23 protein-coding genes are annotated in these 25,999 nt (G+C 74.0%); 11 read left to right on the forward strand and 12 right to left on the reverse strand.

Going from position 1 to position 25,999, the window contains the following annotated elements:
- The first annotated feature begins 76 nt into the window (after positions 1 to 76).
- Both selD and ACQEU6_RS05330 read left to right on the forward strand, forming a co-directional pair.
- A complete protein-coding gene (gene selD, locus ACQEU6_RS05325) occupies positions 77 to 1,066 on the forward strand; it encodes a selenide, water dikinase SelD (protein ID WP_499329468.1) in 990 nt (329 codons plus the stop codon).
- A 262-nt stretch (positions 1,067 to 1,328) separates the two neighbouring features.
- Positions 1,329 to 1,604: a GlsB/YeaQ/YmgE family stress response membrane protein gene (locus ACQEU6_RS05330; protein WP_499329469.1), complete on the forward strand. Its 276-nt coding sequence runs from the start codon at positions 1,329 to 1,331 to the stop codon at positions 1,602 to 1,604.
- 28 nt (positions 1,605 to 1,632) lie between these two features.
- Here the strand turns inward: ACQEU6_RS05330 and ACQEU6_RS05335 are convergent, their stop codons facing one another.
- On the reverse strand, positions 1,633 to 3,603 hold the full coding sequence (locus ACQEU6_RS05335; protein WP_499329470.1) for a propionyl-CoA synthetase: 1,971 nt from the start codon (positions 3,601 to 3,603) through the stop codon (positions 1,633 to 1,635).
- 17 nt (positions 3,604 to 3,620) lie between these two features.
- Positions 3,621 to 5,087: an MFS transporter gene (locus tag ACQEU6_RS05340; RefSeq protein ID WP_499329471.1), complete on the reverse strand. Its 1,467-nt coding sequence runs from the start codon at positions 5,085 to 5,087 to the stop codon at positions 3,621 to 3,623.
- A gap of 276 nt (positions 5,088 to 5,363) precedes the next feature.
- On the opposite strand from ACQEU6_RS05340, the gene ACQEU6_RS05345 reads away from it, so the two are divergent.
- Both ACQEU6_RS05345 and ACQEU6_RS05350 read left to right on the forward strand, forming a co-directional pair.
- Positions 5,364 to 7,127: a SelB domain-containing protein gene (locus ACQEU6_RS05345; RefSeq protein ID WP_499329472.1), complete on the forward strand. Its 1,764-nt coding sequence runs from the start codon at positions 5,364 to 5,366 to the stop codon at positions 7,125 to 7,127.
- A gap of 48 nt (positions 7,128 to 7,175) precedes the next feature.
- The gene (locus ACQEU6_RS05350) at positions 7,176 to 8,369 is read left to right on the forward strand and encodes an RtcB family protein (RefSeq protein ID WP_499329473.1); all 1,194 of its coding nucleotides are present in this window, start codon (positions 7,176 to 7,178) and stop codon (positions 8,367 to 8,369) included.
- A 51-nt stretch (positions 8,370 to 8,420) separates the two neighbouring features.
- On the opposite strand, the gene ACQEU6_RS05355 is transcribed toward ACQEU6_RS05350, so the two are convergent.
- On the reverse strand, positions 8,421 to 9,203 hold the full coding sequence (locus ACQEU6_RS05355; RefSeq protein WP_499329474.1) for a hypothetical protein: 783 nt from the start codon (positions 9,201 to 9,203) through the stop codon (positions 8,421 to 8,423).
- 244 nt (positions 9,204 to 9,447) lie between these two features.
- Positions 9,448 to 10,275, reverse strand: coding sequence for an alpha/beta hydrolase (locus tag ACQEU6_RS05360; protein WP_499329475.1), 828 nt, complete (start codon positions 10,273 to 10,275; stop codon positions 9,448 to 9,450).
- Between the two features lie 107 nt (positions 10,276 to 10,382).
- On the opposite strand from ACQEU6_RS05360, the gene moaA reads away from it, so the two are divergent.
- Genes moaA through ACQEU6_RS05375 form a run of 3 tightly spaced genes read left to right on the forward strand, consistent with a single transcriptional unit; the run spans position 10,383 to position 12,266 of the window.
- Entirely contained in the window at positions 10,383 to 11,372 is a 990-nt protein-coding gene (moaA, locus tag ACQEU6_RS05365; RefSeq protein WP_499329476.1) for a GTP 3',8-cyclase MoaA, read from the forward strand.
- A 5-nt stretch (positions 11,373 to 11,377) separates the two neighbouring features.
- A complete protein-coding gene (gene mobA, locus ACQEU6_RS05370; RefSeq protein WP_499329477.1) occupies positions 11,378 to 11,944 on the forward strand; it encodes a molybdenum cofactor guanylyltransferase in 567 nt (188 codons plus the stop codon).
- A 49-nt stretch (positions 11,945 to 11,993) separates the two neighbouring features.
- Entirely contained in the window at positions 11,994 to 12,266 is a 273-nt protein-coding gene (locus tag ACQEU6_RS05375; RefSeq protein ID WP_499329478.1) for a DUF6457 domain-containing protein, read from the forward strand.
- Here ACQEU6_RS05375 and ACQEU6_RS05380 read toward each other — a convergent pair.
- A complete protein-coding gene (locus ACQEU6_RS05380; RefSeq protein ID WP_499329479.1) occupies positions 12,263 to 12,505 on the reverse strand; it encodes a hypothetical protein in 243 nt (80 codons plus the stop codon). The two genes, ACQEU6_RS05375 and ACQEU6_RS05380, sit on opposite strands and share 4 nt — an antisense overlap.
- A 229-nt stretch (positions 12,506 to 12,734) precedes the next feature.
- Here ACQEU6_RS05380 and ACQEU6_RS05385 point away from each other — a divergent pair, with 229 nt between their 5' ends.
- Positions 12,735 to 14,186, forward strand: a complete 1,452-nt coding sequence (locus ACQEU6_RS05385; protein WP_499329480.1) for a DHA2 family efflux MFS transporter permease subunit — start codon at positions 12,735 to 12,737, stop codon at positions 14,184 to 14,186.
- On the opposite strand, the gene ACQEU6_RS05390 is transcribed toward ACQEU6_RS05385, so the two are convergent.
- Both ACQEU6_RS05390 and ACQEU6_RS05395 read right to left on the reverse strand, forming a co-directional pair.
- Positions 14,115 to 15,425 (reverse strand): FAD-dependent oxidoreductase, encoded by a 1,311-nt coding sequence (locus ACQEU6_RS05390; protein WP_499329481.1) that lies wholly within the window; start codon positions 15,423 to 15,425, stop codon positions 14,115 to 14,117. The two genes, ACQEU6_RS05385 and ACQEU6_RS05390, sit on opposite strands and share 72 nt — an antisense overlap.
- Positions 15,415 to 16,215, reverse strand: coding sequence for a tryptophan 2,3-dioxygenase (locus ACQEU6_RS05395; RefSeq protein WP_499329482.1), 801 nt, complete (start codon positions 16,213 to 16,215; stop codon positions 15,415 to 15,417). The genes ACQEU6_RS05390 and ACQEU6_RS05395 overlap by 11 nt, the downstream gene beginning before the upstream one ends.
- A gap of 137 nt (positions 16,216 to 16,352) precedes the next feature.
- On the opposite strand from ACQEU6_RS05395, the gene ACQEU6_RS05400 reads away from it, so the two are divergent.
- Positions 16,353 to 17,456: an alpha/beta hydrolase family protein gene (locus tag ACQEU6_RS05400; RefSeq protein WP_499329483.1), complete on the forward strand. Its 1,104-nt coding sequence runs from the start codon at positions 16,353 to 16,355 to the stop codon at positions 17,454 to 17,456.
- Between the two features lies 1 nt (position 17,457).
- On the opposite strand, the gene ACQEU6_RS05405 is transcribed toward ACQEU6_RS05400, so the two are convergent.
- The gene (locus ACQEU6_RS05405; RefSeq protein ID WP_499329484.1) at positions 17,458 to 18,729 is read right to left on the reverse strand and encodes a hydroxyacid-oxoacid transhydrogenase; all 1,272 of its coding nucleotides are present in this window, start codon (positions 18,727 to 18,729) and stop codon (positions 17,458 to 17,460) included.
- Between the two features lie 85 nt (positions 18,730 to 18,814).
- Positions 18,815 to 19,300: a MarR family transcriptional regulator gene (locus ACQEU6_RS05410; protein ID WP_499340094.1), complete on the reverse strand. Its 486-nt coding sequence runs from the start codon at positions 19,298 to 19,300 to the stop codon at positions 18,815 to 18,817.
- A gap of 98 nt (positions 19,301 to 19,398) precedes the next feature.
- Between ACQEU6_RS05410 and icmF the strand changes: the two genes are divergently transcribed.
- Together icmF and ACQEU6_RS05420 are read left to right on the forward strand one after the other, a co-directional pair.
- Positions 19,399 to 22,617, forward strand: coding sequence for a fused isobutyryl-CoA mutase/GTPase IcmF (gene icmF / locus ACQEU6_RS05415; protein WP_499329485.1), 3,219 nt, complete (start codon positions 19,399 to 19,401; stop codon positions 22,615 to 22,617).
- A gap of 12 nt (positions 22,618 to 22,629) precedes the next feature.
- On the forward strand, positions 22,630 to 23,400 hold the full coding sequence (locus tag ACQEU6_RS05420; protein ID WP_499329486.1) for a helical backbone metal receptor: 771 nt from the start codon (positions 22,630 to 22,632) through the stop codon (positions 23,398 to 23,400).
- Here ACQEU6_RS05420 and ACQEU6_RS05425 read toward each other — a convergent pair.
- From ACQEU6_RS05425 to ACQEU6_RS05435, 3 genes are read right to left on the reverse strand one after another with little or no spacing between them, the layout of a single operon-like run.
- Complete coding sequence (locus ACQEU6_RS05425; protein WP_499329487.1) at positions 23,397 to 23,957, reverse strand: TetR/AcrR family transcriptional regulator; 561 nt, start codon at positions 23,955 to 23,957, stop codon at positions 23,397 to 23,399. The genes ACQEU6_RS05420 and ACQEU6_RS05425 overlap by 4 nt on opposite strands.
- Before the next feature lie 13 nt (positions 23,958 to 23,970).
- On the reverse strand, positions 23,971 to 24,726 hold the full coding sequence (gene fabG, locus ACQEU6_RS05430; protein WP_499329488.1) for a 3-oxoacyl-ACP reductase FabG: 756 nt from the start codon (positions 24,724 to 24,726) through the stop codon (positions 23,971 to 23,973).
- Between the two features lie 15 nt (positions 24,727 to 24,741).
- Positions 24,742 to 25,893 carry an acyl-CoA dehydrogenase family protein gene (locus tag ACQEU6_RS05435; RefSeq protein ID WP_499329489.1) on the reverse strand — a complete coding sequence of 384 codons (1,152 nt, stop codon included), beginning with the start codon at positions 25,891 to 25,893 and terminating at the stop codon, positions 24,742 to 24,744.
- Positions 25,894 to 25,999 lie beyond the last annotated feature (106 nt).

Consider the following 25,999-nt stretch of genomic DNA (forward strand, 5'->3'; position numbering starts at 1 on the left):
CCGGTCGGCGATCGGTGACCGGGCGCGTACCGTCCGTTTGTTGATCATTTGAGATAGTTATGCGTTAAATTCAGCGGTGACCCGACTCGCCCCCGTGGCCCGCCTGACGCAGTACGCGCGCGGCGGCGGCTCCAGCAAGATTCCGCCAGGGGAGCTGGAGCGGGTCGTGGCCGGCCTCACCGGCGGGGACGACGCCCTCCTCGTCGGCGGCCCCGACGGCGACGGCGCCGCCGTGCTGCGGATCGGGGGCGGCCGGGCCGTGGTCTCCACCGCCGACTTCTGCACCCCCGTCGTCGACGACGCCTACGACTGGGGCCGCATCGCCGCCGCCAACGCGCTCTCCGGCGTCTACGCGGTCGGGGGCGTGCCGCTGATGGCCCTGAACCTGCTCGGCTGGCCCGCCGACGCGCTCCCCGCCGAGCTGGCCCGCGAGGTGCTGCGCGGCGGACGGGACACGGCGGCCCTCGCCGGCGTGGTGATCGCCGGCGGGCACAGCATCGAGGACCCCGAGCCGAAGTACGGCCTCGCGGTCACCGGGGTCGCCGACCCGGACCGGCTGCTGCGGCTGGACGCGGGCCGGCCCGGCGTCCCGCTCACGCTGACCAAGCCGCTCGGCGTCGGCGCGCTGGGCGCCCGGCACCGGGCGACCGGGGAGGTGTTCGCGCACGCGGTCGCGGCCATGACGGAGCTGAACGCGGCGGCGGGCCTGGCCGCCCTCGAACGCGGCGCCGCGTGCGCCACCGACGTCTCCGGCTTCGGGCTGCTCGGCCACCTGTACAAGCTGGCGCGGGCGAGCGGCGTCACCGCCGTCGTGGACGCCTCCGCCGTCCCCTACCTCGACGGCGCGCGCGCCGCGGTGCGGGACGGGTTCGTGCCGGGCGGCACCCGCCGCAACCTCGCCTGGGTGTCGCCGCACACCGACTTCCGCCGGATCGCCGAGGTAGAGCGGCTGCTGCTCGCCGACGCGCAGGCCTCCGGCGGACTGCTGGTCGCCGGGGAGATCCCGGGCGCGCCGGTCATCGGGGAGCTCGTCGGCCGGGGCCGGCGCACCCTCGTCATCCGCTAGGCGGTTTTTCGAAGTCCCGACCCACTTCGCTCGCCTGGCGGCTCGCTACGTGACCGCGCCTGGGGCGAACGCGGCATCGCTTCGCGATCTGCCCGGTTCCGCTCGCCTCCGGCTTCGCTCCACCGGGCAGGTCACGCGTTCGCGCGCGGGCCCAGGCCACTTCGAGCCAGGCCGTAGCCGCCCGGCCCGCGCCGCCCGTGTCGTCGGCAGGGGGCGCGGGTAGGTTCCCGGGACGGCCTCATCGGGACGGGGGAGGCGAGGCATGACCATCGGCGGACTCGCGGCCGCCGTCGCTCTGGGCGCGCTCATCGGGGCCCTGGGCCGGCTCGTCGTGCCCGGGCGCGAGAACATGCCGGTACTGCTGCTGATGGCGGTCGGCGTCGTCGCGGCGTTCGGCGGGACGGGCCTGGTCCACCTGTGCGGCCTCGGCGAGGGCGGCTGGAACCTGTGGGAGGCGCTCTTCCAGATCCTCCTCTCGGCCGCCGGGGTCCTCCTCGTGGCGGCGTTCTGGCCCAAGCAGACCGGCCGCCACCCGTGACGCCGGGGCCGTTCCGCGCGGAACGGCCTCAGGGGCGGCGCAGGACGGGCCGCAGGCCGTCCAGCACGTCCGGGTCCTCGATCGTGGACGGGACGGGCACCTCCTGCCCGTCGGCGATGCCCCGCATCACGCCCCGGAGGATCTTGCCCGACCGCGTCTTCGGCAGCGCGGGCACGACCGAGATCTCCTTGAGCGCGGCGACGGGCCCGACCTGCTCGCGCACCATCGCGACCAGCTCCGCGCACACCTCGCCGGGCTCGGCCAGGATCCCGCTCTTGAGCACCACCAGCCCGCGCGGCACCTGCCCCTTGAGCGCGTCCTGGACGCCGATGACCGCGCACTCGGCCACCGCCGGGTGGGACGCGATGACCTCCTCCATCGTCCCGGTGGACAGCCGGTGCCCGGCCACGTTGATCACGTCGTCGGTGCGGCCCATCACCCAGACGTAGCCGTCCTCGTCGACGTGCCCGCCGTCGCCGGTCAGGTAGTGGCCGGGGTACTTCGTCAGGTACGACTCGACGAAGCGCTCGTCGTCGTGCCACAGCGTGGGCAGCGTGCCCGGCGGCAGCGGCAGCCGGATCGCGATGTCGCCGTCGGAGCCCGGCGGGACGGGCGACCCGTCCGGGCCGAGGACCCGCACGTCGTACCCGGGCACCGGCACCGACGGCGACCCCGCCTTGACCGGCATCGGCTCCAGCCCGCGCAGGTTCGCCACGATCGGCCAGCCCGTCTCGGTCTGCCACCAGTGGTCGATCACCGGGCGGTCCAGGACGCGCGAGGCCCACCGGTAGGTGTCGGGGTCGAGGCGCTCGCCGGCGAGGAACAGGGTGTCCAGGGCGGACAGGTCGTGCCCCGCGAGCAGCGCGCCCTCGGGATCCTCCTTCTTGATCGCCCGGATCGCGGTCGGCGCGGTGAACAGCGCCTTCACCCTGTGCCGCGCGGCCACGCGCCAGAACGCGCCCGCGTCCGGCGTCCCGACCGGCTTGCCCTCGTACAGCACGGTCGTGCAGCCGGTGAGCAGCGGCGCGTACACGATGTAGGAGTGCCCGACGACCCAGCCGACGTCGGAGGCCGCCCAGAACACGTCGCCCCGCCCCACGCCGAACACGTTCTCCATCGACCAGCGCAGCGCCACCGCGTGCCCGCCGTTGTCGCGCACGACGCCCTTCGGCCGGCCGGTCGTGCCGGAGGTGTAGAGGATGTAGAGCGGGTCGGTGGCGGCGACCGGCACGCACCCGGCGGGCTCGGCGGCCGCGACGGCCTCCTCCCACTCCACGTCCCGCGGCCGGACGAGGTCGGCGTGCAGCTGCTCGCGCTGCCGGATCACGCACCGCTCGACCTTGTGCCGGGCCAGCTCCAGCGCCCGGTCGAGCAGCGGCTTGTAGGGGACCACCCGGCCCGCCTCGATGCCGCAGGACGCCGACACGACCACCTTCGGGCGGGCGTCGTCGATGCGCACGGCCAGCTCCCGCGCGGCGAACCCGCCGAACACCACCGAGTGCACCGCGCCGAGCCGCGCGCACGCCAGCATCGCGATGACGGCCTCGGGCACCATCGGCAGGTAGATGACCACCCGGTCGCCGCGGTCGACGCCCTGCGCGCGCAGGGCCCCGGCGAACCGCGCGACGAGGCCGGTCAGCTCCCGGAAGGTGTAGGTGCGCACGGTCCCGGTGACGGGGCTGTCGTAGATCAGCGCGGCCTGCTCGCCGCGGCCCTCCTCGACGTGCCGGTCCAGGGCGTTGTCGCAGGTGTTGAGCTCGCCGCCGGTGAACCACCGGTAGAAGGGCGGCGCCCCGTCGTCCAGCACCCGGTCCGGCGGGACGAGCCACCGCACGTCCCGCGCCGCCAGCCCCCAGAAGCGGGTCGGATCGGCGATGCTGCGTTCGTACGCGGCCGCGTAGGCGCCCATGTCGTCCTCCCGGTGACGGGTCCTGGCCCGGATCTGCGCGGAGGCCCGGACCGGCGTCTCCGCGATTCGGGCCGCACCCCTATAGGGCATGGCGCGGGGCCGGTTCGTCAAGGGCCCGCGCCGCCGGGCGCGGTCTGGTCGGGGTGGCGCAGGGCGTGCGCGACGGCGATGAGGGCCGCCAGCGCCGCCCCCGCGGAGACGACCCAGAAGCACAGCTCGTAGGCGCCGAGGGAGGGGACGCCGGCGCCGGCGGCCCGTCCGGCCAGGATCGACGCGGTGACGGCGCCCGCGACGCTGCCGCCCGTGGTGCGGACGAGCGAGTTGATGCCGCTGGCGATCCCGCTCTGGTCCATCGGGACGTGCTGGACCGCGAGGGTGCCGAGCGCGGCGTAGGCGATCCCGAACCCGATGCCCTGGATGGCGCTGAAAGCCAGCATGTCGTACACGTGCGAGTTCGAGACCGCGAGCCAGGCGTAGCACAGCCCGGCGAAGGCCGACCCGATCGCGAGCGTGCAGGCCGGGCCGAGCCGGGCCGCGAGCCGTCCGGCCATCGCCGAGAACACCAGCATCGTCACGGTGCTCGGCAGCATGTAGAGCCCGACGTCCAGCACCGAGCCGCCGAGGCCGTACCCGACCTCCTCCGGCCGCGCCTGCACGAAGCCGGCGATGAGCGTGAACGCGGCGAACATCGAGAAGCCGAGCAGCGCCGAGACGACGTTGGCCGACAGCGACCGGGGGCCGACCAGCAGGTTCAGCCGCACCAGCGGCGCGCGGACCCGCAGCTCGACCATCACCCAGACCGCGCACAGCGCGGCCGCGGCGCCGAACAGGGCCAGGACCCCGCCGGACGTCCAGCCCCACGCGTTGCCCTGGCTGATGCCGAGCAGCAGGCAGACCAGCCAGCAGGCGAGGAGGGCCGCGCCGGGCAGGTCCGGGCGCCCGCCGGCGCGGACGCCGACGTCGCGTGCCGTGGCCGCGACCAGCACCAGCCCGGCCGCCGCCAGCGCCGCGGCGATCCAGAAGACCGGGTGGTGACTGCCGGTGCGGGTGGCGATCAGCCCTGTCACGATCATGCCGGCGCTGCCGCCGACGCCCATGGTGGCGCTGACGATGCCGATCGCCGTGGTCACCCGCTCGGGCGGGAACGTGTCCCGGATCATGCCGATGGCCAGCGGGATCATCGCCGCGGAGACGCCCTGCAGGGCGCGCCCGGCGATCAGCGCCGGCAGCGTGCCGGACACCGCGCACACCACCGAGCCGGCCAGCAGCAGCACGAGGGCGAGGAGGATCATCCGTTTCTTGCCGTACATGTCGCCGAACCGGGTCAGCAGCGGGGTGGCGACGGCGCCGGCCAGCAGGGACGCGGTGAACACCCACGTCACGTCCGTGATGGGGGCGTCGAACCGGGTCATGAGCTGCGGCAGCAGCGGCAGCACGAGCGTCTGCTGCACCGACACGACCATTCCGGCGACGGCGAGCGCGAGCAGGGTGGGGGCGGTGGGCCCGGCGGCCGGGGCGCCGGCTCCGGCCGCCGCCGGGGCGCCCGTCCTGCGAGCCGCCGGGGCGCCGGTCATGCGAACCTCCCGCATCGGCCGGGCGCCGGCTCCCCGGCGCGCGGCATGTACTTATTTAACCTAAATAAGTGTAGGGCGGGGGATTTGTGGCTCGGCATGCGCCGCCGCGGGCGCGACGCGCCAGCGCGTCGGCGTTTTGCGCGGGGCCCGGGCGTCCCTAGGGTTGCCTTTCGTGGACCTTCGTCTGCGCAACCCCCGCATCTCCCCTCGCACCGCCACTCCCCGCACGGTCCGCCCTCGCGCGGTCATCGGCGTTCACGCCCGGAAAGGACGCTGATGCACGTCGTCACCACCGCCGGTCACGGTGGGCACGGCAAGTCGGCGCTCGTGCGCGCCCTCACGGGCAGGGAGCCCGGTGAGACGGGCGCCTGGACGGAGCTGCCCTCGGGGCGGCGCGTCGCGTTCGTGGACGCGCCCGGGGACGAGCGGTCCGTCCCGGACCTGCTCGCCGTCGCGGCGCCCGCGTCCGCGGTCCTGCTCGCCGTCGCGGCCGACGAGGGGTGGATGCCGCAGACGCGCGAGCACCTGGAGGCCCTCGGCGCGCTCGGCGTCCGGTTCGGCGTCCTCGCCGTCACCAAGGCCGACGCCGCCGACCCCAGGCCCGCGCTGCGCCAGGTCCGCGACCGGCTGGCCGGGACCGCGCTGCGCGGCGCGGAGGCCGTCGCGGTGAGCGCCGCCACCGGCGCCGGGGTGGCCGAGCTGACCGCCGCGCTCGACCGCCTCGCCGGCCGGCTGCCCGTGCCCGACCCGGCCGCCCCGGTGCGGCTGTGGGCGGACCGGGCGTTCACCGCCGGGCGGCAGACCGTCATCGCCGGCACCCTCGCCGCCGGGACGCTCGCCGTGGGCGACGAGCTGCTCCTCATGCCGGCGGGCGAGCGGGTCCGCATCCGCACGATCGGCTGCGCCGGCGAGCCCCGCGAGTCGGTCGGCGGCGTCTCCCGCGTCGTGCTGACGCTGCGCGACGCCGGGCGTGTCGACGCCGGCATGGCCCTGGTCACCCCGGGCGCCTGGACGCACACCACCTGCGTCGACGTCCGGACCCGCTTCGGCGAGGCGTCCGGCAGGCTCGCGCGGCGGATGACGCTGCACATCGGATCGGCCGCCGTCGCGGTCGGGCTGCGGCCCCTCGGCCCCGACACCGCGCGCCTGACCCTCAACGCCCGGCTCGCCCTGCACCTCGGCGACACCGGGCTCCTGCGCGACCCCGAGCGCCGCTCCACCGCCGGGGTGAGCGTCCTGGACGTCCGGCCGCCGACCCTCGTGCGGCGCGGCGCGGGCGCCGCCCGCGCCCGGGAGCTGGCGACGTGGCCCGACCGCCCGGACGGCGCCGTGGTGCTGCGGCGGCACGGCGTGCTGCGGCGTGCGGAGCTGTCGCTCATGGGCTGCGCGCCGCCGTCCGACGCCGTCGCCCTGAACGGCGAGTGGGTCGCCGACGCGGCGCACTGGCGGTCGCTGTTCGAGCGGCTCGCCGAGGAGACGTCCCGGCACGCCGCCGCGAGCCCGAGCGCGCCGGGGGTCCCGCTGGAGGCGGTCCGGCTGCGCCTCGGCCTGCCCTCCCGGGAGCTCGCCGCCGCGCTCGTGCGGCCGCCGCTGCGCCTGGACGCGGGACGCGTCTACGGCCCGGCTCCGGACTCCGCCGCCGCGCCGGCCGCCGAGCCCGCTCCCACGGCGGTCGCCGCGGCCCCGCCGCCGCCCTGGGCCTCGGCCGTGGAGCGGCTCCGCGCCGACCTCGCGGACGCCCCGTTCGCACCGCCCAGCGACGGCCGCCTCGAAGAGCTGGGCCTCACGGGCGACACCCTCGCCGGCGCGGAACGCGCGGGGGCCGTCCTGCGGATCGACGACGGTTTCGTGCTGCTCCCCGGCGCCGACCGGGAGGCGCTGCGCGTCCTGTCCGGGCTGCCGCAGCCGTTCACGCCCGCCCAGGCCGGCGACGCCCTCGGGACCGGCCGCGACGTCGCCGTCGCCCTGCTGCGCCATCTCGACCGGCTCGGCCTCACCGAGCGCCGCCAGGGCGAAAACCGGTTGAACCGGGACGGGTGACTCTGGCGTCATAGATCGCGGTCCGGTTCCGTCGATCAAGGAGTGGGAATGCCGTACCAGACCCTGAAGGGCGGCCGCGTCCCGATCCGGATGTGGACCGATCCCGAGACCGTCGAGGACCTCGCCCTCGACCAGCTGCGCAACGTCTCCGCCCTGCCGTGGGTGGAGGGCCTCGCGGTGATGCCCGACGTCCACTACGGCAAGGGCGCCACCGTCGGCTCGGTCATCGCGATGCGGGACGCGGTGTCCCCGGCCGCCGTGGGCGTCGACATCGGCTGCGGCATGACCGCCGTCAGGTCGTCCCTCACCGTCGAGGACATGCCGGACGATCTGGCCGGGCTGCGCAGCCGGCTGGAGAAGGCGATCCCCGTGGGCCGCGGCTCTCACAGGTCCGCCGTCGACCCGTCCGCGCTTCCGGGCCTCAAGGAACGCGGCTGGTACGACTTCTGGGCGGGCTTCGACGACCTGCACCCGGCGGTCCGGTCCCGCCTCGGCCGCGCCCGCTCGCAGATGGGCACGCTCGGCGGGGGCAACCACTTCCTGGAGCTGTGCGCCGACGACGACGGCGCGATCTGGCTCGTCCTGCACTCGGGGTCGCGCAACATCGGCAACGAGCTGGCCGAGCACCACATCGAGGCGGCCCGCAAGCTGCCGCACAACCAGGACCTGCCGGACGGCGACCTCGCCGTGTTCCTCACGGGCACCGCGAAGATGGACGCCTACCGCCACGACCTGTTCTGGGCGCAGGAGTACGCGCGCCGCAACCGCGCCGTCATGACCGCGCTGGCGCAGAACGTCGTCACCAAGCGGTTCGGCGAGAAGCGCTGCCGGTGGGGCGAGGTCATCTCCTGCCACCACAACTACGTGGCCGAGGAGGAGTACGGCGGCGTCGAACTGCTCGTCACCCGCAAGGGCGCGATCCGCGCCGGCCGCGGCGACCTCGGGATCATCCCGGGCTCCATGGCGACCGGCACCTACATCGTCCGCGGCCTCGGCAACGAGACCGCCTACAACTCCGCGTCCCACGGCGCGGGGCGCAGGATGAGCCGGACCAAGGCCCGCAGGCACTTCACCGTCGAGGACCTGGTCGAGCAGACCAGGGGGGTCGAGTGCCGCAAGGACGGCGGCGTCGTGGACGAGATCCCCGGCGCCTACAAGGACCTGGACGCGGTGATCGAGGCCCAGTCCGACCTCGTCGAGGTCGTGGCGCACCTCCGCCAGCTCATCTGCGTGAAGGGCTGACCCCGCCGCCCGGCGACCCGCGTGGAGCGGGTCGCCGGGCCCGGCCGGGCCCTACTTCAGCAGCCGGGCCGCGTCGCCGTAGGCGTCCAGGTGCTCTTCGTGCGTCAGCCGGTAGCCGCCGGAGTGGAAGTAGGTCGCCCACCGCAGGGGATGGCCGAGGCCCGCGCGGGCCCGGCCCCAGTCGGTGACCGACCGCATCCACCTGTCGGACTTGGTGACGTCCCAGGAGGCGTCCACGCCGTACTCGGCCAATCCCAGGGGGATGCCGCGCGCGTCCGCGAACTGGCACACCCGCCGCGTGCGGGCCTCCATCGGCGCGGCGTCGGTGGTGGAGGTGATCTCGCCGACCGGGTACTCGTCGATCGCGATGAAGTCGACCATACCCTGGTCCGGCCAGTAGTTCCGCAGCGCGGAGCGCGGATCGGAGTAGGGCAGGTTGCACGAGTAGTTGGTGAAGCACACCCCCACCTTCACCCCGACGGCGCGGAACGGCGGCGCCGATCTCCGGTAGAGGCCGACGAAGGCCGCGCCGGACATGTTGTCGACCGGCTCGTGATAAATGATCACGTCGCACTGGGCGCCCTTGGCGACGATGTCGGACGCGAGCGCCTGCAGCGTCGGCAGCGGCGTCGACATCGTCGGCTTGATGCTGTAGACGCTCCTGCGCACTCCCACGTCGTAGCGGAGCTGCGAGCCGCTCACCGTGGACGGCGGGGCGCCGTCGTAGCAGCGGCGCACGGGCATCGGGCGGTCCGTGAGCGTCTCGAACGCGCTGATCGCCCCCGCCCACGTCTGGCCGGTGAGGGGGGTGACGGCCGCCCCCACGAGCGTCATGGGCCGGTCTCCTCGCGGGGGACCGCGCGGTCGCGGCCCTCGGCGGCGGCCGCCCGGTGGTCGATTCTCGTCCGGCGCATGGATGCGTCCCCCCTCGGATCGCGAGATGGCTCCTCTCGGTAGAGATAATGCTACGTAGAGCGATATCGACTCGGTGGTCTTCTTTATGTGGCTAATGCAGTCAGAACGGGGTGGCCGCGAGGACGGCAGAGGACCGCGGAGGGCTGCCGGCTGCTCTCACGCGTCACGAGCCGGACTTCGGCGCCTCCGGCAGCACGCGGTCGATGAAGGCCGTGACGTCGGCGAGGACCTCGTCGCGGTTGGTCTCGTTGAAGACCTCGTGGCGGGCGCCCGGGTAGAGGCGCTCGGTGAGGTCGCCCCCGCGGACCGCCTCGATGCCGACGCGGGTGTCCCGAGGGCGGACGAGCTCGTCGGCCTCGCCGTGGACGTAGAAGGTCGGCAGCGGGCCCAGGGACCCGTGCTCGCCGACGCGGCGCAGGGCGGCGTCCAGCGCCCGGACGGTGGGCTTCTTGAACGGGCCGTGCCAGATCAGCGGGTCGTCGGTGTAGGCCTTGCCGACGGCGGGGTCGCGCGACAGCGTGGAGGTGTCGATCGGCTCGTCCGGCATCGCGTCGAGGGGCAGCAGCTCCTCGACGACGTGCCAGCGGCCGAGGACCGGGCCGGACAGCACGAGCGCGGCGAGCACGTCACCGTGGAGCTGGGCGTACCGGGTGGCGATCAGCCCGCCCATGGAGTGGCCGATCACGATGACGGGCAGGCCCGGGTGGTCGCCGCGGGCCGCCTCCACGACCGTGTGCAGGTCGGCGACGACGTCGTCGAAGTCCTCGACCAGCACGCGCTCGCCGCCCGAGCGGCCGTGGCCGGCGTGGTCCGGGCCGCAGACGACGGCCCCGTGCCGCACCAGGACGTCCGCGACGTGGTCGTAGCGGCCGAGGTGCTCGCCGTAGCCGTGCACGAGCACCGCCGCGTAGCGCGGCTCTCCGCCCGCCCAGATCCGGGCCGTGACCGCTCCCCGCGCGCCCGCGAACTCCCACTCCCGCGACGTCGCCACTGCGGCCTCCCTGATCCTCGGCGGAAGATCACCGTCTCCCGCGGGGGAACGAATCGTCAACCGCCGCAATAGGCTGGAGATCCAGACCGCGACAGGAAGGGGTGCCCGTGCTGGTCGACACCTTCGGCCGTACCGCGACGGACCTGCGGGTCTCCCTCACCGACCGGTGCAACCTGCGGTGCTCCTACTGCATGCCGCCCCAGGGCCTGGACTGGCTGCCGAAGCCGGAGCTGCTCACCGACGACGAGGTCGTCCGGCTGGTCGGGCTCGCCGTGCGCGACCTCGGCGTCACGGAGGTCCGCTACACCGGCGGCGAGCCGCTGCTGCGGCGCGGGCTCGCCGGCATCGTGGGGCGGACCGCCGAGCTGGCGCCGCGCCCTCGGACGTCGCTGACCACCAACGGGATCGGGCTCGACCGGCTGGCCGCGCCGCTGGCCGAGGCCGGGCTCGACCGGGTGAACGTCTCCCTCGACACCCTCGACCGCGAGACCTTCCGGCGCCTGGCGCACCGCGACCGGCTCGCCGACGTCCTGGAGGGGCTGGAGGCGGCGCGGCGGGCGGGCCTCGCCCCGGTCAAGATCAACACGGTGCTGATGCGCGGGGTCAACGACCACGAGGCCGTCCCGCTGCTGCGCTTCTGCCTGGAGCACGGCTACCGGCTGCGGTTCATCGAGCAGATGCCGCTGGACGCCCAGCACGGCTGGACCCGCGAGAACATGATCACCGCGGACGAGATCCTGGACCGGCTGTCCGCCGAGTTCACCCTCGTGCCGGGCGACGAGCACGAGCGCGGCAGCGCGCCCGCCGAGTCGTTCCTGGTCGACGGCGGTCCCGCGACGGTCGGCGTGATCGGCTCGGTGACCCGGCCGTTCTGCGGGGCCTGCGACCGGGTGCGGCTCACCGCCGACGGGCAGGTCCGCAACTGCCTGTTCGCCACCGAGGAGTCCAACCTGCGCGACGCGATGCGCGGCGGCGCCGCCGACGCCGAACTGGCCGACCGCTGGCGCGCCGCCGTGCGGACCAAGCGCGCCGGGCACGGCATCGACGACCCGGCCTTCCTCCAGCCCGCCCGGCCCATGTCGGCGATCGGCGGCTGAGCCGCGTGGACGCCGGCACGACCTTCGACGCCGTGCTGCTCGCCGGCGGGCGCGCCCGCAGGTTCGGCGCCGACAAACCCGCCGCCGCCTTCGGGGGACGCCCGCTGATCGAATGGGCGGCGGCGGCCGCGGCCGGAGCGTCCCGGCTGATCGTGGTGGGTCCGCCCCGCGACGTCCTGCCGGGGGCCCTCGTCGTCCGCGAGGACCCGCCCGGCGGCGGGCCGGTGCCCGCGCTGCGCGCCGGGCTCGCCGAGGTCCGCGCGCCGCGGCTGGCGCTGCTGGCCGCCGACCTGCCGTTCCTGCGCCCCGCCCACGTCGCCGCGCTGCTGGAGGCGGCGGGGGAGCGGGGCGGCGCCGTCCTGGTGGACGGGGACGGCCGCGAGCAGTGGCTCGCGGGCTGCTGGAGCGCGGACGCCCTGCGGGCGGCGCTGGCCGCCTACGACGGCGCGTCCCTGCGCGGCCTCCTCGGTCCCCTGGACCCTGTGCAGGTCACGCCCCCCTCGGACGGCCGCCCCGCGTGGTACGACTGCGACACCCCCGAACAGCTGGCCGCCGCCGAGCGCCTGCTTTGACCGTGCGAGAGTGGGCACACCACCAGGACCATGCGCGAAGGGGGAACCGATGTCCGTCCTCGAGGACTGGATCAACGCGACGTGCCTCGAACTGGGCCTGGAACGCGGAGACGTCGACCAGGGCCTGGTACTCGACCTCGCCCGCGACGTCGCCCACAACGTCGCGCGGCCCGGCGCGCCGCTGACGGCCTACCTGCTCGGCCTCGCGGTCGGCCGCGGCGTGCCCGCGCGCGACGCCGCCGCACGGCTGACCGAGATGGCCGAGGGCTGGCGGACCGAGGTGCCCGAGCAGGCCGCCGCCCCCGTCCTCGACGACGCCTAGCCGCGCCCGGCGGGCTCGTCGCGGTCGGCGACCGGAACCACGTCCTTCAGGAAGTCGCGGCGGGACAGGAACGCCGACAGGCTCTCGCGGTGCTCGTCGCAGGCGAGCCAGACCTTCCGCCGCTCCGGCGTGTGGATCTTCGGGTTGTTCCACCGCAGCGCCCACACGGCGTCGGCACGACACCCCTTGGCGGAGCACTGCAGTTCCTCGGGCCCGTTCCCCGGATCGACGTCGGTCATGAGCCGACCCTAGCCGCCACAGCAACCTCAGCCACCACCACAACCTCAGCCACCACAACCTCAGCCACGCGACGACCTCCATGGTCGCGATCGCGTCCGAAGACAGATTCAAGCGAAGCAAGAATCTGATCGCGAAGCGAGCCGCAAGGCGAGCCGAAGCGATGCCAGCGATCGCCCGCCTTTATCGACGATGGAGGGCCCTCCGGGCCCGAAGGAGGAGAAAAAGGCCATGAACACACGACGCTGGCAGGCGTTGTCGGTCTGCCTCGTCGCGGCGTTCATGACGCTGCTGGACGTCAGCATCGTCAACGTGGCGCTGCCGTCGATCCGGGCGGGCCTGGACGCGTCGGACGCGCAGTTGCAGTGGATCCTGTCGGGGTACGCGCTGACGTTCGGGCTCGTCCTGGTCCCGGCCGGGCGGCTCGGCGACGCCCGCAGCCGCCGGGCGGTGTTCATGTCCGGGCTCGCCCTGTTCACGGCGGCGAGCGCGGGGGCGGGCATCGCCCCGACGATCCTGTTCCTCGTCCTCGCCCGGCTCGTGCAGGGGGTCGCGGGCGGCATCCTCAACCCGCAGGTCGCGGGGCTCATCCAGCAGCTGTTCCAGGGCGCCGAGCGGGGGCGGGCGTTCGGGGCGCTCGGCGCCGTCATCGGGATCGCCACCGCCGTCGGCCCGCTGCTCGGCGGCGGGCTCATCGCGATCGCCGGTCCGGCGGAGGGCTGGCGGTGGGTGTTCTACGTCAACATCCCGGTCGGGATCGCGGCGCTGTTCCTGGCGTGGCGGCTGCTGCCCGCTCCGGTCTACGGGCAGCGGCAGGGCCTGGATCCGCTCGGGGTGCTGCTGCTGGGCGCGGGCGTCCTGTGCGTGCTGCTGCCCCTCGTCCAGGAGCAGCAGTGGCACGGCGCCCTGAAGTGGCTGCTGATGCCCGCGGGCGCGGTGCTGCTGGTGGCCTTCGCGGCCTGGGAGCGCCGGGCGCGGACGCCGATGGTCGTCCTCGCGCTGTTCCGGCTCCGCTCCTACACGCTGGGGTTGGTGATCGCGCTGCTGTTCTTCGCCGGGTTCACCGCGGTCTTCTTCATCTTCACCCTCTACCTGCAGAACGGTCTCGGCTACAGCGCGCTCGGCGCGGGGCTCGCCATCACGCCGTTCGCCGTCGGGTCCGGGGTCGCGTCGGCGCTCGGCGGCCGGATCGTGTCCCGCTACGGCCGTCCCCTGGTCGCCGTCGGCCTGTGCCTGGTGCTGGCCGGGCTCGGCGCGGCGTGGCTCGCCGTCGAGCTGAGGCCCGGCGGCGGCGTGGCCTGGGCGACCGCGGCGCCGCTGCTGCTGGCCGGGCTCGGCACCGGCCTGGTGATCTCGCCGAACCAGACGATCACGCTGTCGGAGGTGGACTACACCGAGGGCGGCAGCGCGGCGGGCGTCCTGCAGACCGGTCAGCGGGTCGGGACCGCGATGGGGGTCGCCGCCGTCGGGGCGGTGTTCTTCGCCACGATGGCCGGGACGGGCGGGGACTGGGCGGCCGCGTTCCGGCACGGGCTGATCGTCGTGCTGGGGTTCGTGCTGGCGGCGCTGGCGGCGGCCGTCGCCGACCTGGTCGCCGGCAGCCGCCCGGGGTCAGCGGCGCCGGACGAGGGCGCGCAGGCCCAGGCCGAGGGCCGCGGCGGAGGCGACGGCGGCCGCGGCTAGCACCCGGTTCTGCCGCCTGATCCGCGCCGGGATCCGCGCGTACGGGATCGTGGAGAACGACACCAGTTCGTAGCGGGAGACGTAGCGGCCGGCCAGGCGCCGCTCCAGCGCGTGCGCCGCCGCCTGCTTCGCCCGGTACACCGGCGACGACACCCGGTCGCGCATCTCGACGAAGTTGTCCAGCGCCATCTCGGCGATCGCGTCGGTGTTGGCCTTGCGCCGCTCCTGGTAGAGCGACAGCGCGCGGGCCCAGTCGCCGCCGGTCTCGGTCAGGCACCGGTCGATCTCGATGCAGTCCTCGAACGCGCAGTTCGCGCCCTGCCCGAAGAACGGCACGATCGCGTGGGCGGCGTCGCCCAGCAGCGCCACCAGGGCGCCCCTGCCGTACCGCGTCCACGGCCAGCACCGGACGGTCACCAGCGACCCGACGGGGTTGCGCTCGTAGTCGCCGGCGAGGTCCGGCATCAGGCCCGCGACATCGGGATAGTGCCGCTCGAAGTAGGCGGCGACCTTCCCGGGGGTGTCGAGGGCGGCGAAGTCGTCCTTCGGCCAGAACAGCGTGCAGGTGAACGAGCGGTCCAGGTTCGGCAGCGCGATCATCATCGAGGTGCCGCGCGGCCAGATGTGCAGTGCGTCCGGGTCGAGCGCGAACCCGCCGTCCTTCGGCGGGACGGTCAGCTCCTTGTAGCCGTGCTCCAGGAAGTCGGCGTCCTCGTCCAGGCGCAGCGACCGGCGGACCGCGCTGTAGGCGCCGTCCCCGGCCAGGACGACGTCGGCGGGCTCGGGGGCCGCGTCCTCCAGCAGGAGGGCGCCGGCCTCGACGTCCACGCCGGTGACGCGCTGGGAGAACCGCAGTGTGACTCCCGGCGTGCCCTCGGCGGTGTCCAGCAGCGACCGGTTCAGCTCGGCGCGGCTGATGGAGTTGATGGCGCGCTCGCCGTCGGCGCTGTAGGGCTGGAAGTTCTGCGCGCCCGCCAGGGGATGGACCATGCGCCCGTGCATGGGCAGCGCCTGCTTGAGCGACTGGTCGCGCAGGCCGACCTGCTCGAGCGCGGCCAGGCCGCGGGCCGAGACCGCCAGGTTGATCGAGCGGCCCCGCTCGGCGCCCGCGACGCGCGGGTCGGGGCGCCGCTCGTACACCGTCACCGCGATGCCGCGTCGGCCGAGCAGCACCGCGAGCAGGCAGCCCGCCAGGCCGGCGCCGACGATCGCGACCCGCTCGCCGCCCTCAGCCGCCATGGACGGGGACCTCCTCGGTCTGCGAGCGGACCTCCCACAGGTCGGGGAAGGCGGGGGCGAACAGGGTGCTGCGCAGGTAGTCGGCGCCGGCCGAGCCGCCCGTGCCGATCTTCGCGCCGATCGTCCGCTCGACCATCTTCAGGTGCCGGTACCGCCACTCCTGAATGCCCTCGTCCACGTCGACGAGCGCCTCGCAGACCTCGGCGGCCGGCCCGGACTCGTCCGCGTAGACGGCGACCAGGACCTTCTGCACCCCCGGGTCGGGCTCCCACGGCAGGGAGAAGTCCCGCTCGAGGGCCGCGCGCGGGACGGGGTGGCCGCGCCCGTCGAGGTAGCGCAGGAGCGAGTCGAACACCGAGGGGCGGGACACGGCCGCCTGGAGGCGCTCGTCGCCGCGCAGGTCGGAGGCGGGGAAGGAGCGCCGTCCGAGGACGGCCTCGATCTCGCGGAACTGCTCGCTCTGGAAGCCGCTGGAGCTGCCGAGCGCGTCCCGGAACGCGGCGAACTGCCGGGGCGTCATCGTCTCCAGCACGTCCAGCTGCCCGACGACGGTCTTGAGGATCTTGGCGATGCGGCGGGCGGTGTGCAGCGACCCGGCGCTGTTGCCCTCCTCCATCCGGCGCTGCAGCAGCGCCGCCTCGTGCAGGATCTGCTTGAACCACAGCTCGTAGACCTGATGGATGATCACGAAGAGCAGCTCGTCGTGCGCGCGGGTCTTCGGCTCCTGGCACGCCAGCAGGTCGTCGAGCCTCAGGTAGCCGCCGTACGTCATCGTCGGCGAATCCGCCATCACGCCTCCTTGCGACACAACGGATGTGATCCGCAGCATAGGTGATGGACGGGCACGTCCAGGCGGTGGGTGGCCGTGCGGTGGCCATATCCCCCTACGATCAGAACCTGATTCGGTATCGAGCCGGGAGGCGCCGGATGGGCGAGATCGTCAGGGAGTTCGTGGGGCTGCCGTCGCCTCTGGCGGGCCGGGCGGGGGCGGGCGGCCATCCGTGCCAGGGGGTCTACCACCGCCCGGCCGGGCCCGCGCCGAAGACCGCGTTCATCGCGACCCACTACAACGTCGACTTCTCCGAGCACTACCTCGCCGAGCACCTCGCGGCCCGCGGCCACGGCTTCCTCGGCTGGAACACCCGCTTCCGCGGCGACGAGGCGCACTTCCTGCTGGACCACGCCCTGGCCGAGATCGGCGAGGGCGTCCGCTGGCTCCGCGAACGGGCGGGCGCCGAGCGGGTCGTCCTGCTCGGCAACTCCGGCGGCGGCTCCCTGATGGCCGCCTACCAGTCCCAGGCCGTCGACCCGAACGTCACGCCCGTCGCCGGGATGCGTCCCGTCGCCGCCATCGAGGACCTGCCCGCCGGGGACCTGTTCGTCGCGCTCGCCGCCCACTCCGGCCGCCCCGAGGTCCTCACCGCCTGGATGGACCCCTCGGTCACCGACGAGACCGACCCGCTGTCGGCCGACCCGTCCCTCGACCCCTTCGATCCCGGCAACGGCCCCCCGTACAGCGCGGAGTTCCAGGCCCGCTACCGCGCCGCCCAACGCGCCCGCAACGAGCGCATCACCGACCGGGTCCTGGCCCGCCTGGACGCGCTGAAGGGCACCCGCGCCCGCGACGCCCTGTTCACCGTCCACCGCACCTGGGCCGACCTGCGGATGATCGACCCCGCCATCGAGCCGTCCGACCGCGAGCCCAACCGCTGCTACCTCGGCGATCCCGCCAGGGCGAACTACGGCGTGTTCGGCATCGGCTCGCTGTGCACGCTGCGCTCCTGGCTGTCGATGTGGAGCCTGCGCACCTCGCAGTGCACCGCCGCCCCGCACCTGGCGCGCGTCACCGTCCCGTCCCTGGTGGTGCACGCCACCGCGGACGAGTGCGTCTACGACGGCGACGCCCGCGCGATCATCGGGGCCCTCGCCGCGTCCGACAAGACCCTCCACCGCATCAGGGACACCCACTACCTGCCGGACAGCAGGCCCGAGGCCGCCGACCTGGTCGACGCCTGGGTCCGCGCCCGCTAGGTCACCACAGCCGCAGCGACCGCGTGAAGATGCCGGCCACGGCCTCCTCGTCCACCGGGCGCGGCGAGATCGCCAGCAGCCGCCGCTGCCTCATCGCGCCCTCCACCAGCGCGGGGACGTCGCCCTCCCCGTACCCGACGCCGCCGATCCCGTCCGGGATGCCGATGTCGCGCATCAGCCGCAGCACCGCCAGCGGCAGGTGCTCGGCCGGGTCGTCCGGCCGCTCCGTCCGAGGGTCGAGCAGTTCCGCGGCGCGGACGTGCCGCTCGGGGCGCGCCTCGAAGGTGAACCGGAACGCCTCGGGCGCGGTCAGCGCCACCGACATGCCGTGCGGGATCATCGGTTCCCCGGCCGGGTAGCCGTCCGGCCGGAAGTCTCTGACCCGCCCGGCGATGGGGTAGGCGTTCGCGTGCGGGATGTGCACCCCGGCGTTGCCGAACCCGAGCCCCGCGAACGTCGCCGCCAGCGCCATGTCGGTGCGCGCCTCCCGGTCCTCCCCGTCCGCGACGGCACGGCGGAACGACCGCGACAGCAGGCTCAGCGACTTCTCCGCCCACATGTCCGACACCGGGTTGGCCCCGCAGTACGGCACCCGCTCCTCGGGCTTCTTGCGCTCGTAGCGGTCGTACGGGCGCGCGGTGTAGCTCTCCAGGGCGTGGCACAGGATGTCCATCCCCGCCGACGCGGTCACGCCGGGCGGCTGCGACACCGTCAGCTCCGGGTCCACCACGGCCAGCGCCGGCCGCAGCCGCGGATGGCTGATGCCGGTCTTGACCCGCAGGTCGAGGACGTCCAGGACGCAGACCGTGGTGCTCTCCGCGCCCGTGCCCGTCGTGGTGGGGACGGCCACCAGCGGCAGCAGCGGCCGCTCCGGCGCCCGCCCCGCGCCCACGGGCGGGTTCAGGTAGTCGGCGAGATCCCCCTCGTTGGTCGTGAGGAGGTTCACCGCCTTCGCGGTGTCGATGCTCGACCCGCCCCCGACCGCCACGTACGCGTCGTAGGGCCCGGTCTCCCGGGCGTGCTCGACGGCCTCGCGCATGCTCGCGTCCGTCGGCTCGACGCGCACGCCGTCGAAGACCGCGGCCTCGATCCCGTACGCCCCCATCGCCGCCGCGATCCGCCGCGGCCCGCCCGTCGCCGCGATCCCCGCGTCGGTGACGACCAGCACCCGCCGCGCCCCGAACTGCGCGAGGTCGAACCCGATCTCGTCCGCCGCCCCGCTCCCGAACTTCAGCTGCGGCGCCCCGTAGGTGAAGACCGTCTCGCTCGTCATCCCCCCAAGGTGCCACACCCGCGCGACGGCCCCCGGGCCCCGGACCGGCCGGCGTCCTGCGCCGGCGCTCCGTTCCGGACGCCGGTCAGTCGAGGTCGCCGGTGGCGAGGCGGACGCGGCGGAGGGCGGTGGTGATGTCGGCGGCATCGGCGGCGGGGAGGGCGGCGATGCCGAAGCCGGACTCGTTGAGGGCGAGCGTGGCCCGCTCGGCGAGGTCGCGGCCCGCGGGGGTGATGGAGGCGAGGACGACGCGGCGGTCGTCGGGGGAGGGGCGGCGGCCGACCAGGCCCCGCGCCTCCAGGCGGCCGATCACGTTGGTCACGGACGCGGGGTGCACCATGAGGCGGTTGCCCATCTTGCCCATGGGAAGGGTCCCGGTGCGGGCGAAGGCGAGCAGGCGCAGGGCCTCGTAGGCGGCGAACGTCAGCCCGTAGGGCTTGAGGACGGCCTCGATCCGGCTCAGCAGGACCTGCTGGGCCCGCATCACCGAGGTGACGGCCGCCATGCGGTCGGCGTGCTCGGGCCAGCGGCCGCTCCACTGGCGGTGGGCCTCGGCGATGGGATCGGGCATGTCGGGCACCGGCTCACCGTATGCGGTCTTGACTGGGTCGCGCACGGAAACTACTTTAACTTCCAAATATTGGATGTCCAAGGTTTGGGGTGGGGACGGTGACGGGGAGGCTGCACTCGCCGGTGCACCCGGTGCGCTTCGTGACGGCGGCGGCGCTGTTCGACGGCCATGACGCGGCCATCAACATCATGCGGCGCATCCTGCAGTCCCAGGGCGCCGAGGTGGTGCACCTCGGGCACGACCGCTCCGTCCGCGAGGTCGTCGACGCCGTCCTGGAGGAGGACGCGCAGGGCGTGGCGATCAGCTCCTACCAGGGCGGCCACGTCGAGTACTTCGAGTACCTGTCGCGCAGCCTGAAGGAGGCCGGCGCCGAGCACGTGAGGGTGTTCGGCGGGGGCGGCGGCGTCATCGTGCACGAGGAGATCGCGCGGTTGTCGGGGGCGGGCGTGCGGATCTTCTCCCCGGAGGACGGCCAGCGGCTCGGCCTGCCCGGCATGATCAACGAGCTGGTCCGCGAGTGCGACGTCGACCTGGCCGCCGAGCCGGTGCCGGCCGACGCCGTGGTGGCGGGGGAGCGGCGCGCCCTCGCCCGCGCCATCACCTGCCTCCAGGCCGGGAGCCTGCCCGAGGACGCCCGCGCGCGTCTCGCCGAGGCGGCGGCCGGGCGGCGGGTCCCCGTGCTGGGGATCACCGGGACGGGCGGGTCGGGGAAGTCGTCCCTCACCGACGAGCTGGTGCGGCGGCTGCGCGTCGACCAGGGCGACCGGCTGCGCGTCGCGGTGCTGGCCGTGGACCCGACGCGGCGGCGCGGCGGCGGCGCGCTGCTCGGCGACCGGATCAGGATGAACTCCCTGGACGGCGACCGCGTGTTCTTCCGCTCGCTGGCCACCCGGGGCGCGCGGGAGCTGCCGGAGAACGCCGGGGACATCGTCACCGCCTGCAAGGCCGCCGGCTACGACCTGGTGATCCTGGAGACGCCCGGCATCGGGCAGGGCGACGCCGCGATCGTGCCGCTGGTGGACGTGTCGCTGTACGTGATGACGCCGGAGTTCGGTGCGGCCTCCCAGCTCGAGAAGATCGACATGCTCGACTTCGCGGACGTGGTCGCGATCAACAAGTTCGAGCGGCGCGGCGCGGCCGACGCGCTGCGGGACGTGGGCCGCCAGCTCGTGCGCAACCGGGAGGCCTTCGGGCAGCGGCCCGAGGACATGCCGGTGTTCGGGACGAGCGCCGCCACGTTCGACGACGACGGCGTCACGGCGCTCTACCGTCACCTGGGCGGGCTGCTGGGCGAGCACGGCCTGCGCCTGGAGGACGGCGCCCTGCCCGAGGTCGCGACCAAGGTGTCGACCGGCGCCGCGACCGTCATCCCGCCGAACCGCGTGCGGTACCTGTCCGGGATCGCCGAGACCGTGCGCGGCTACCACGCCGGCACGGTGAGTCAGATGGAGGCCGTGCGGCGCGTCCAGCGGCTGGACGAGGTGCGCGCCGAACTCACGGACGCCTCCGAGGTGGAGGGCCTGCTGGAGAAGGCGCGCCGGGAGGTGGAGCCGGGGAACGCCGAACTGGTCGAGGGCTGGCCCGCGGTCGTGGAGTCCTACTCCGGCGACGAGCAGGTGGTGAAGATCCGCGACAGGGAACTGCACACCGAGCTCACGCGCGAGTCCCTGTCGGGCACCCGGATCCCCCGCGTCGCGCTGCCGCGCTACACCGACCACGGCGAGCTGCTGCGTTTCCTGCGCAACGAGAACCTGCCGGGCCGGTTCCCGTTCACCGCCGGGGTGTTCCCGTTCAAGCGCGACAACGAGGACCCCGCCCGCATGTTCGCGGGTGAGGGCGACCCCTTCCGCACCAACCGCCGCTTCAAGCTCCTGTCGGAGGGCCAGCCCGCGACGCGCCTGTCCACCGCGTTCGACTCGGTCACCCTCTACGGGCGCGACCCCGACGAGCGCCCCGACGTGTACGGCAAGGTCGGCACCTCCGGGGTCTCGATCGCCACGCTCGACGACATGAAGGCCCTCTACGACGGGTTCGACCTGTCGTCCCCGACGACGTCGGTGTCGATGACCATCAACGGTCCCGCGCCCACGATCCTGGCGTTCTTCCTCAACACGGCCCTCGACCAGGGGCTGGACGCCTTCTCCGAGGAGAACGGCCGCGAGCCGTCCGAGGAGGAGGCCGCGCAGATCCGCGCGCGCGTGCTGTCCACCGTGCGCGGCACGGTGCAGGCCGACATCCTCAAGGAGGACCAGGGCCAGAACACCTGCATCTTCTCCACCGAGTTCTCGCTGCGGATGATGGGCGACATCCAGGAGTGGTTCATCGCCAACAAGGTCCGCAACTTCTACTCGGTGTCGATCTCCGGCTACCACATCGCCGAGGCCGGGGCGAACCCCATCAGCCAGCTCGCGTTCACCCTCGCCAACGGCTTCACCTACGTCGAGTCCTACCTGGCGCGGGGCATGGACATCGACGACTTCGCGCCCAACCTGTCGTTCTTCTTCTCCAACGGGATGGACCCCGAGTACAACGTGCTCGGACGGGTGGCCCGCCGCATCTGGGCCGTGGCCATGCGCGACCGGTACGGCGCGAACGAGCGCAGCCAGAAGCTCAAGTACCACGTGCAGACGTCCGGGCGCTCCCTGCACGCGCAGGAGATGCACTTCAACGACATCCGCACGACGCTGCAGGCGCTCATCGCCGTCTACGACAACTGCAACAGCCTGCACACCAACGCCTACGACGAGGCGGTCACCACGCCGACGGCCGAGTCGGTGCGGCGGGCGCTGGCGATCCAGCTCATCATCAACCGCGAGTGGGGCCTGGCGATGAACGAGAACCCGCTGCAGGGGTCGTTCGTCATCGACGAGCTCACCGACCTGGTCGAGGAGGCGGTGCTGGCCGAGTTCGACCGCATCAGCGAGCGCGGCGGCGTCCTCGGCGCGATGGAGACCGGCTACCAGCGCGGCCGCATCCAGGACGAGTCGATGCTCTACGAGCAGCGCAAGCACGACGGCTCGCTGCCGATCGTCGGCGTCAACACGTTCCGCGGCCCGGAGGCCGGCGACGGGACGCCGGACACGATCGAGCTCGCCCGCGCCACCGAGGACGAGAAGCGCTCCCAGCTCGACCGCGTCCACGGCTACCAGGAGGCGCACCGGGACGGGGCGCGGGCCGCCCTCGCCGCGCTCAGGGACGCGGCCCGGACGGGCGAGAACGTGTTCGCGGTGCTGATGGACGCGGCGCGCGTGTGCACCCTCCAGCAGATCACCGACGCGTTCTTCGAGGTCGGCGGCCAATACCGCCGCAACGTCTGAGGCCCCGCGCCGATGGCCGTCCACGACGACACCGGCGCCCCGGTCCGGGTTCCGGACCGGGTGCGCCGCGTCGTGTCGATCGTCCCGTCCCTGACCGAGTCGGTCGCGGCGACCGCCCCGGAGCTGCTCGCCGGCGCCACCGACTGGTGCACCCGTCCCGAGGGCCTGGACGTGCCGCGCGTGCGGGGCACCAAGAACCCCGACCTGGAGCGGATCATCGGGCTGCGGCCCGACGTGGTCGTCGGCAACACCGAGGAGAACCGGCCCGCCGACGTCGAGGCGCTGCGCGCGGCCGGCGTGCCGGTGTGGATGACGCGGATCCGCACGGTCGAGGAGGCGCTGGCGTCGCTGCGGCGCATGCTCGCCGAGGCGTGCCGGGCGCCGGTGCCCGGCTGGCTGGAGGAGGCGTCCCGCGTCTGGGCGGACGTCGCGCCGGGGGAGCCCCGCGCGGCGGTGGTCCCGATCTGGCGGCGGCCGTGGATGGTCGTCGGGCGCGACACCTTCACCGGCGACGTCCTGTCCCGCCTCGGCGTGTCCAACGTGTACGCCGGGCATCCCGAGCGCTACCCGAAGATCCCGCCGGCAGAACTGAACGCGGCGGGCGCCGACCTGGTGGTCCTGCCGGACGAGCCGTACCGCTTCACCGAGGACGACGGCCCGGAGGCCTTCCCCGGGCTCGACGCCGCGCTCGTCAGCGGCCGGCTCCTCACCTGGTACGGCCCGTCCCTCGTCGAGGCCCCGGCCGTCCTCGCCGAAGGGCTCGCCGCGGCCCGCCCCCGCTAGCCGGGGCGGCGCGCGAACATGGCCTCCACGCAGCGGGCCATGCGCTCGTCGAGCTCCTCGGCGGGCACGCCGATCTCCCGCGCCAGGTGCTCGCGCAGCAGCGTGTACCCGTAGACCGTGGACGCGATGGCCGCCTGCACGGCCGCCACGTCCCCGACCGGCAGCTCGCCGCGCTCCGCCTCCGCCGCGAGGTCCTCGCGGCCCGCGCCCCGGTTCAGCAGGACCCGGGGCCGGTCGTCGCCGTCCAGCACCAGCAGCGTCGCCAGGCGGACCGGCTCGGGGTCGCGCAGGCTCGTCCAGAACAGCCGCGCCAGCCGCTCGCGCAGCGGGAGCCCGGCCGCGTCCACCGCGTCCTCGGCGTTCGGGCGCGACCGGTGGAACAGCGCGGAGCGCAGCAGCGCCCGCCGCGACCCGAAGTACTGGTAGACCAGCCCGCGGTTGACCCCGGCCTCGTCGGCGACCTGGCGCAGGTTCAGCCCGGCGAGGACGCCGCCGCGCCGCAGCAGCGCGACCGCCGCCGCGCGCAGCGACTCCTCCGTGCCCTCCCGGTCGCGCACCCGGGCCGCCCCCTCACGCGCGGGGACCACCGGCCACGTAGATGACCTGCCCGGACACGAACGAGGCGTCGTCGCCGACCAGGAACGCGACGGTCCCGGCGATGTCCTCGGGGACGCCGACCCGCCGGACCGGGATCTCCTTGGCGGCGGCGGCCTTGAAGTCCTCGAAGTCGACGCCGACGCGGGCGGCGGTCGCGGCGGTCATCTCGGTGGCGATGAACCCGGGCGCGATCGCGTTGGCCGTCACCCCGAACCTGCCGAGCTCGATCGCCAGCGTCTTGGTGAACCCCTGCAGGCCCGCCTTGGCGGCCGAGTAGTTGACCTGGCCGCGGTTGCCGAGGGCCGACACCGACGACAGGTTCACGATCCGGCCCCATCCGGCCTTCGTCATGTGCTCCTGCGCGGCGCGGGTCATCACGAACGAGCCGCGCAGGTGCACCGACATGACCGCGTCCCAGTCGTCGTCGGACATCTTGAACAGCAGGTTGTCGCGGGTGATGCCGGCGTTGTTCACCAGGACGACGGGCGGTCCGAGCTCCGCGGCGACGCGCGCGACGGCGGCACGGGCCCGTTCGGTGTCGGCGACGTCCACGCCGACGGCGAGCGCGGTGCCGCCGCCCTCGGCGATCGCCGCGACCGTGCCGGCGCAGGCGGCCTCGTCGAGGTCGCAGACCGCGACGGCGAAGCCCTCCCTGGCGAGGCGGACGGCGGTGGCGGCGCCGATGCCGCGCGCCGCGCCGGTGACGATGGCCACCCGGGTGTCGGTCATGTGCGCAGCCTTCCGTCAGACCTGGATGTCCTTGGCGATGATGGTCTTGAGCACCTCGCTGGTGCCGCCGTAGATCCGGGCGACCCGGGCGTCGGCGTACAGGCGCGCGATCGGGTACTCCAGGATGTAGCCGTAGCCGCCGTGCAGCTGGAGGCACTTGTCGACGACGCGGGCCTGCACCTCGGTGCAGAACAGCTTGCAGACGGCGGCGTCGGCGGGGGTGAGCTCGCCGGCGTCCAGCGCCTCGACGCAGCGGTCGACGAGCGAGCGGGCGGCCTCGACCTCGGTGGCGCACTCGGCCAGCACGAACTTGGTGTTCTGGAACGACGACACCGTCTTGCCGAAGACGGTGCGCTCCTGGACGTACCTGCGGGCGAACTCCACGGCGGCGGCCGCCGAGGCGTAGGAGCTGGTCGCGATGCCGAGGCGCTCCTCGGCGAGGTTGTGGGTGAGGTACTCGAACCCGCGGCCCTCCTCGCCGAGCAGGTCCTCCACGGGCACCCGGACGTCGGCGAACGACAGCTCGGCGGTGTCGGAGCTGCGCAGCCCGATCTTCTCCAGCTTGCGGCCGACCGCGTAGCCCTCGCTGCCGGTGTCCACGGCGAGGATCGACAGGCCCGCCCGGCGGTTCTCCGGCGTGGCCGGGGACGTCCGCGCGACCACGAGCACCCGGTCGGCGAGGACGCCGCCGGTGATGAACGTCTTGGCGCCGTTCAGGACGTAGTGGTCGCCGTCCCGCCTCGCCGTGGTCTGCATGCCCGCGAGGTCGGAGCCGGTGCCGGGCTCGGTCATCGCGATCGCCGTCATCATCTCGCCGGACACGAAGGGCGGCAGCCAGCGCTTCTTCTGCTCCGGCGACCCGTACTTGAGCAGGTAGGGCAGGACGAGGTTGACGTGCACCCCGTAGCCGCCGAAGCTCACCCCGGCGCGGGCGCACTCCTCGGAGATCACGGCCTGGTACTTGAAGCTCGTCTCGCCCGCGCCGCCGTACTCCTCGGGCACCTGGATGCCGAACACGCCCAGCTCGCCGAGCTTGGCGTAGAAGTCGCGCGGCGGGTGGCCGGCGTTCTCCCACTCCTCGTAGACCGGGGCCACCTCGGCCTCGATGAACGCCCGGATCGTGTCCCGGAAGGCCTCGTGGTCCTCGTTGAAAACGGTGCGGCGCACGCCGTGCCCCTCTCGCCAGCGTTATTAACAGAACGCTAACTTAACTCGAATGTAGTTCTAGAATCAAATACGGGAGGGTGGGGCCGGTCCGGGGGCAGGGGTGTCC

Origin of the sequence: Spirillospora sp. CA-108201, assembly GCF_050936235.1 — a bacterium.
Taxonomy (GTDB): Bacteria; Actinomycetota; Actinomycetes; order Streptosporangiales; family Streptosporangiaceae; genus Spirillospora.

What these genes read in the sequence shown, in the direction of transcription:
- ACQEU6_RS05375 (WP_499329478.1), top strand. Translation starts at nt 11,994, where the DNA reads ATGTCCGTCCTCGAGGACTGGATCAACGCGACGTGCCTCGAACTGGGC.
- ACQEU6_RS05410 (WP_499340094.1), bottom strand. Translation starts at nt 19,300, where the DNA reads ATGCCCGATCCCATCGCCGAGGCCCACCGCCAGTGGAGCGGCCGCTGG.
- ACQEU6_RS05350 (WP_499329473.1), top strand. Translation starts at nt 7,176, where the DNA reads ATGCCGTACCAGACCCTGAAGGGCGGCCGCGTCCCGATCCGGATGTGG.
- fabG (WP_499329488.1), bottom strand. Translation starts at nt 24,726, where the DNA reads ATGACCGACACCCGGGTGGCCATCGTCACCGGCGCGGCGCGCGGCATC.
- ACQEU6_RS05420 (WP_499329486.1), top strand. Translation starts at nt 22,630, where the DNA reads ATGGCCGTCCACGACGACACCGGCGCCCCGGTCCGGGTTCCGGACCGG.
- ACQEU6_RS05340 (WP_499329471.1), bottom strand. Translation starts at nt 5,087, where the DNA reads ATGACCGGCGCCCCGGCGGCTCGCAGGACGGGCGCCCCGGCGGCGGCC.
- ACQEU6_RS05355 (WP_499329474.1), bottom strand. Translation starts at nt 9,203, where the DNA reads ATGACGCTCGTGGGGGCGGCCGTCACCCCCCTCACCGGCCAGACGTGG.
- ACQEU6_RS05345 (WP_499329472.1), top strand. Translation starts at nt 5,364, where the DNA reads ATGCACGTCGTCACCACCGCCGGTCACGGTGGGCACGGCAAGTCGGCG.
- ACQEU6_RS05400 (WP_499329483.1), top strand. Translation starts at nt 16,353, where the DNA reads ATGGGCGAGATCGTCAGGGAGTTCGTGGGGCTGCCGTCGCCTCTGGCG.
- ACQEU6_RS05385 (WP_499329480.1), top strand. Translation starts at nt 12,735, where the DNA reads ATGAACACACGACGCTGGCAGGCGTTGTCGGTCTGCCTCGTCGCGGCG.
- ACQEU6_RS05395 (WP_499329482.1), bottom strand. Translation starts at nt 16,215, where the DNA reads ATGGCGGATTCGCCGACGATGACGTACGGCGGCTACCTGAGGCTCGAC.
- ACQEU6_RS05405 (WP_499329484.1), bottom strand. Translation starts at nt 18,729, where the DNA reads ATGACGAGCGAGACGGTCTTCACCTACGGGGCGCCGCAGCTGAAGTTC.
- ACQEU6_RS05330 (WP_499329469.1), top strand. Translation starts at nt 1,329, where the DNA reads ATGACCATCGGCGGACTCGCGGCCGCCGTCGCTCTGGGCGCGCTCATC.
- ACQEU6_RS05335 (WP_499329470.1), bottom strand. Translation starts at nt 3,603, where the DNA reads ATGCCCTATAGGGGTGCGGCCCGAATCGCGGAGACGCCGGTCCGGGCC.
- ACQEU6_RS05390 (WP_499329481.1), bottom strand. Translation starts at nt 15,425, where the DNA reads ATGGCGGCTGAGGGCGGCGAGCGGGTCGCGATCGTCGGCGCCGGCCTG.
- ACQEU6_RS05380 (WP_499329479.1), bottom strand. Translation starts at nt 12,505, where the DNA reads ATGACCGACGTCGATCCGGGGAACGGGCCCGAGGAACTGCAGTGCTCC.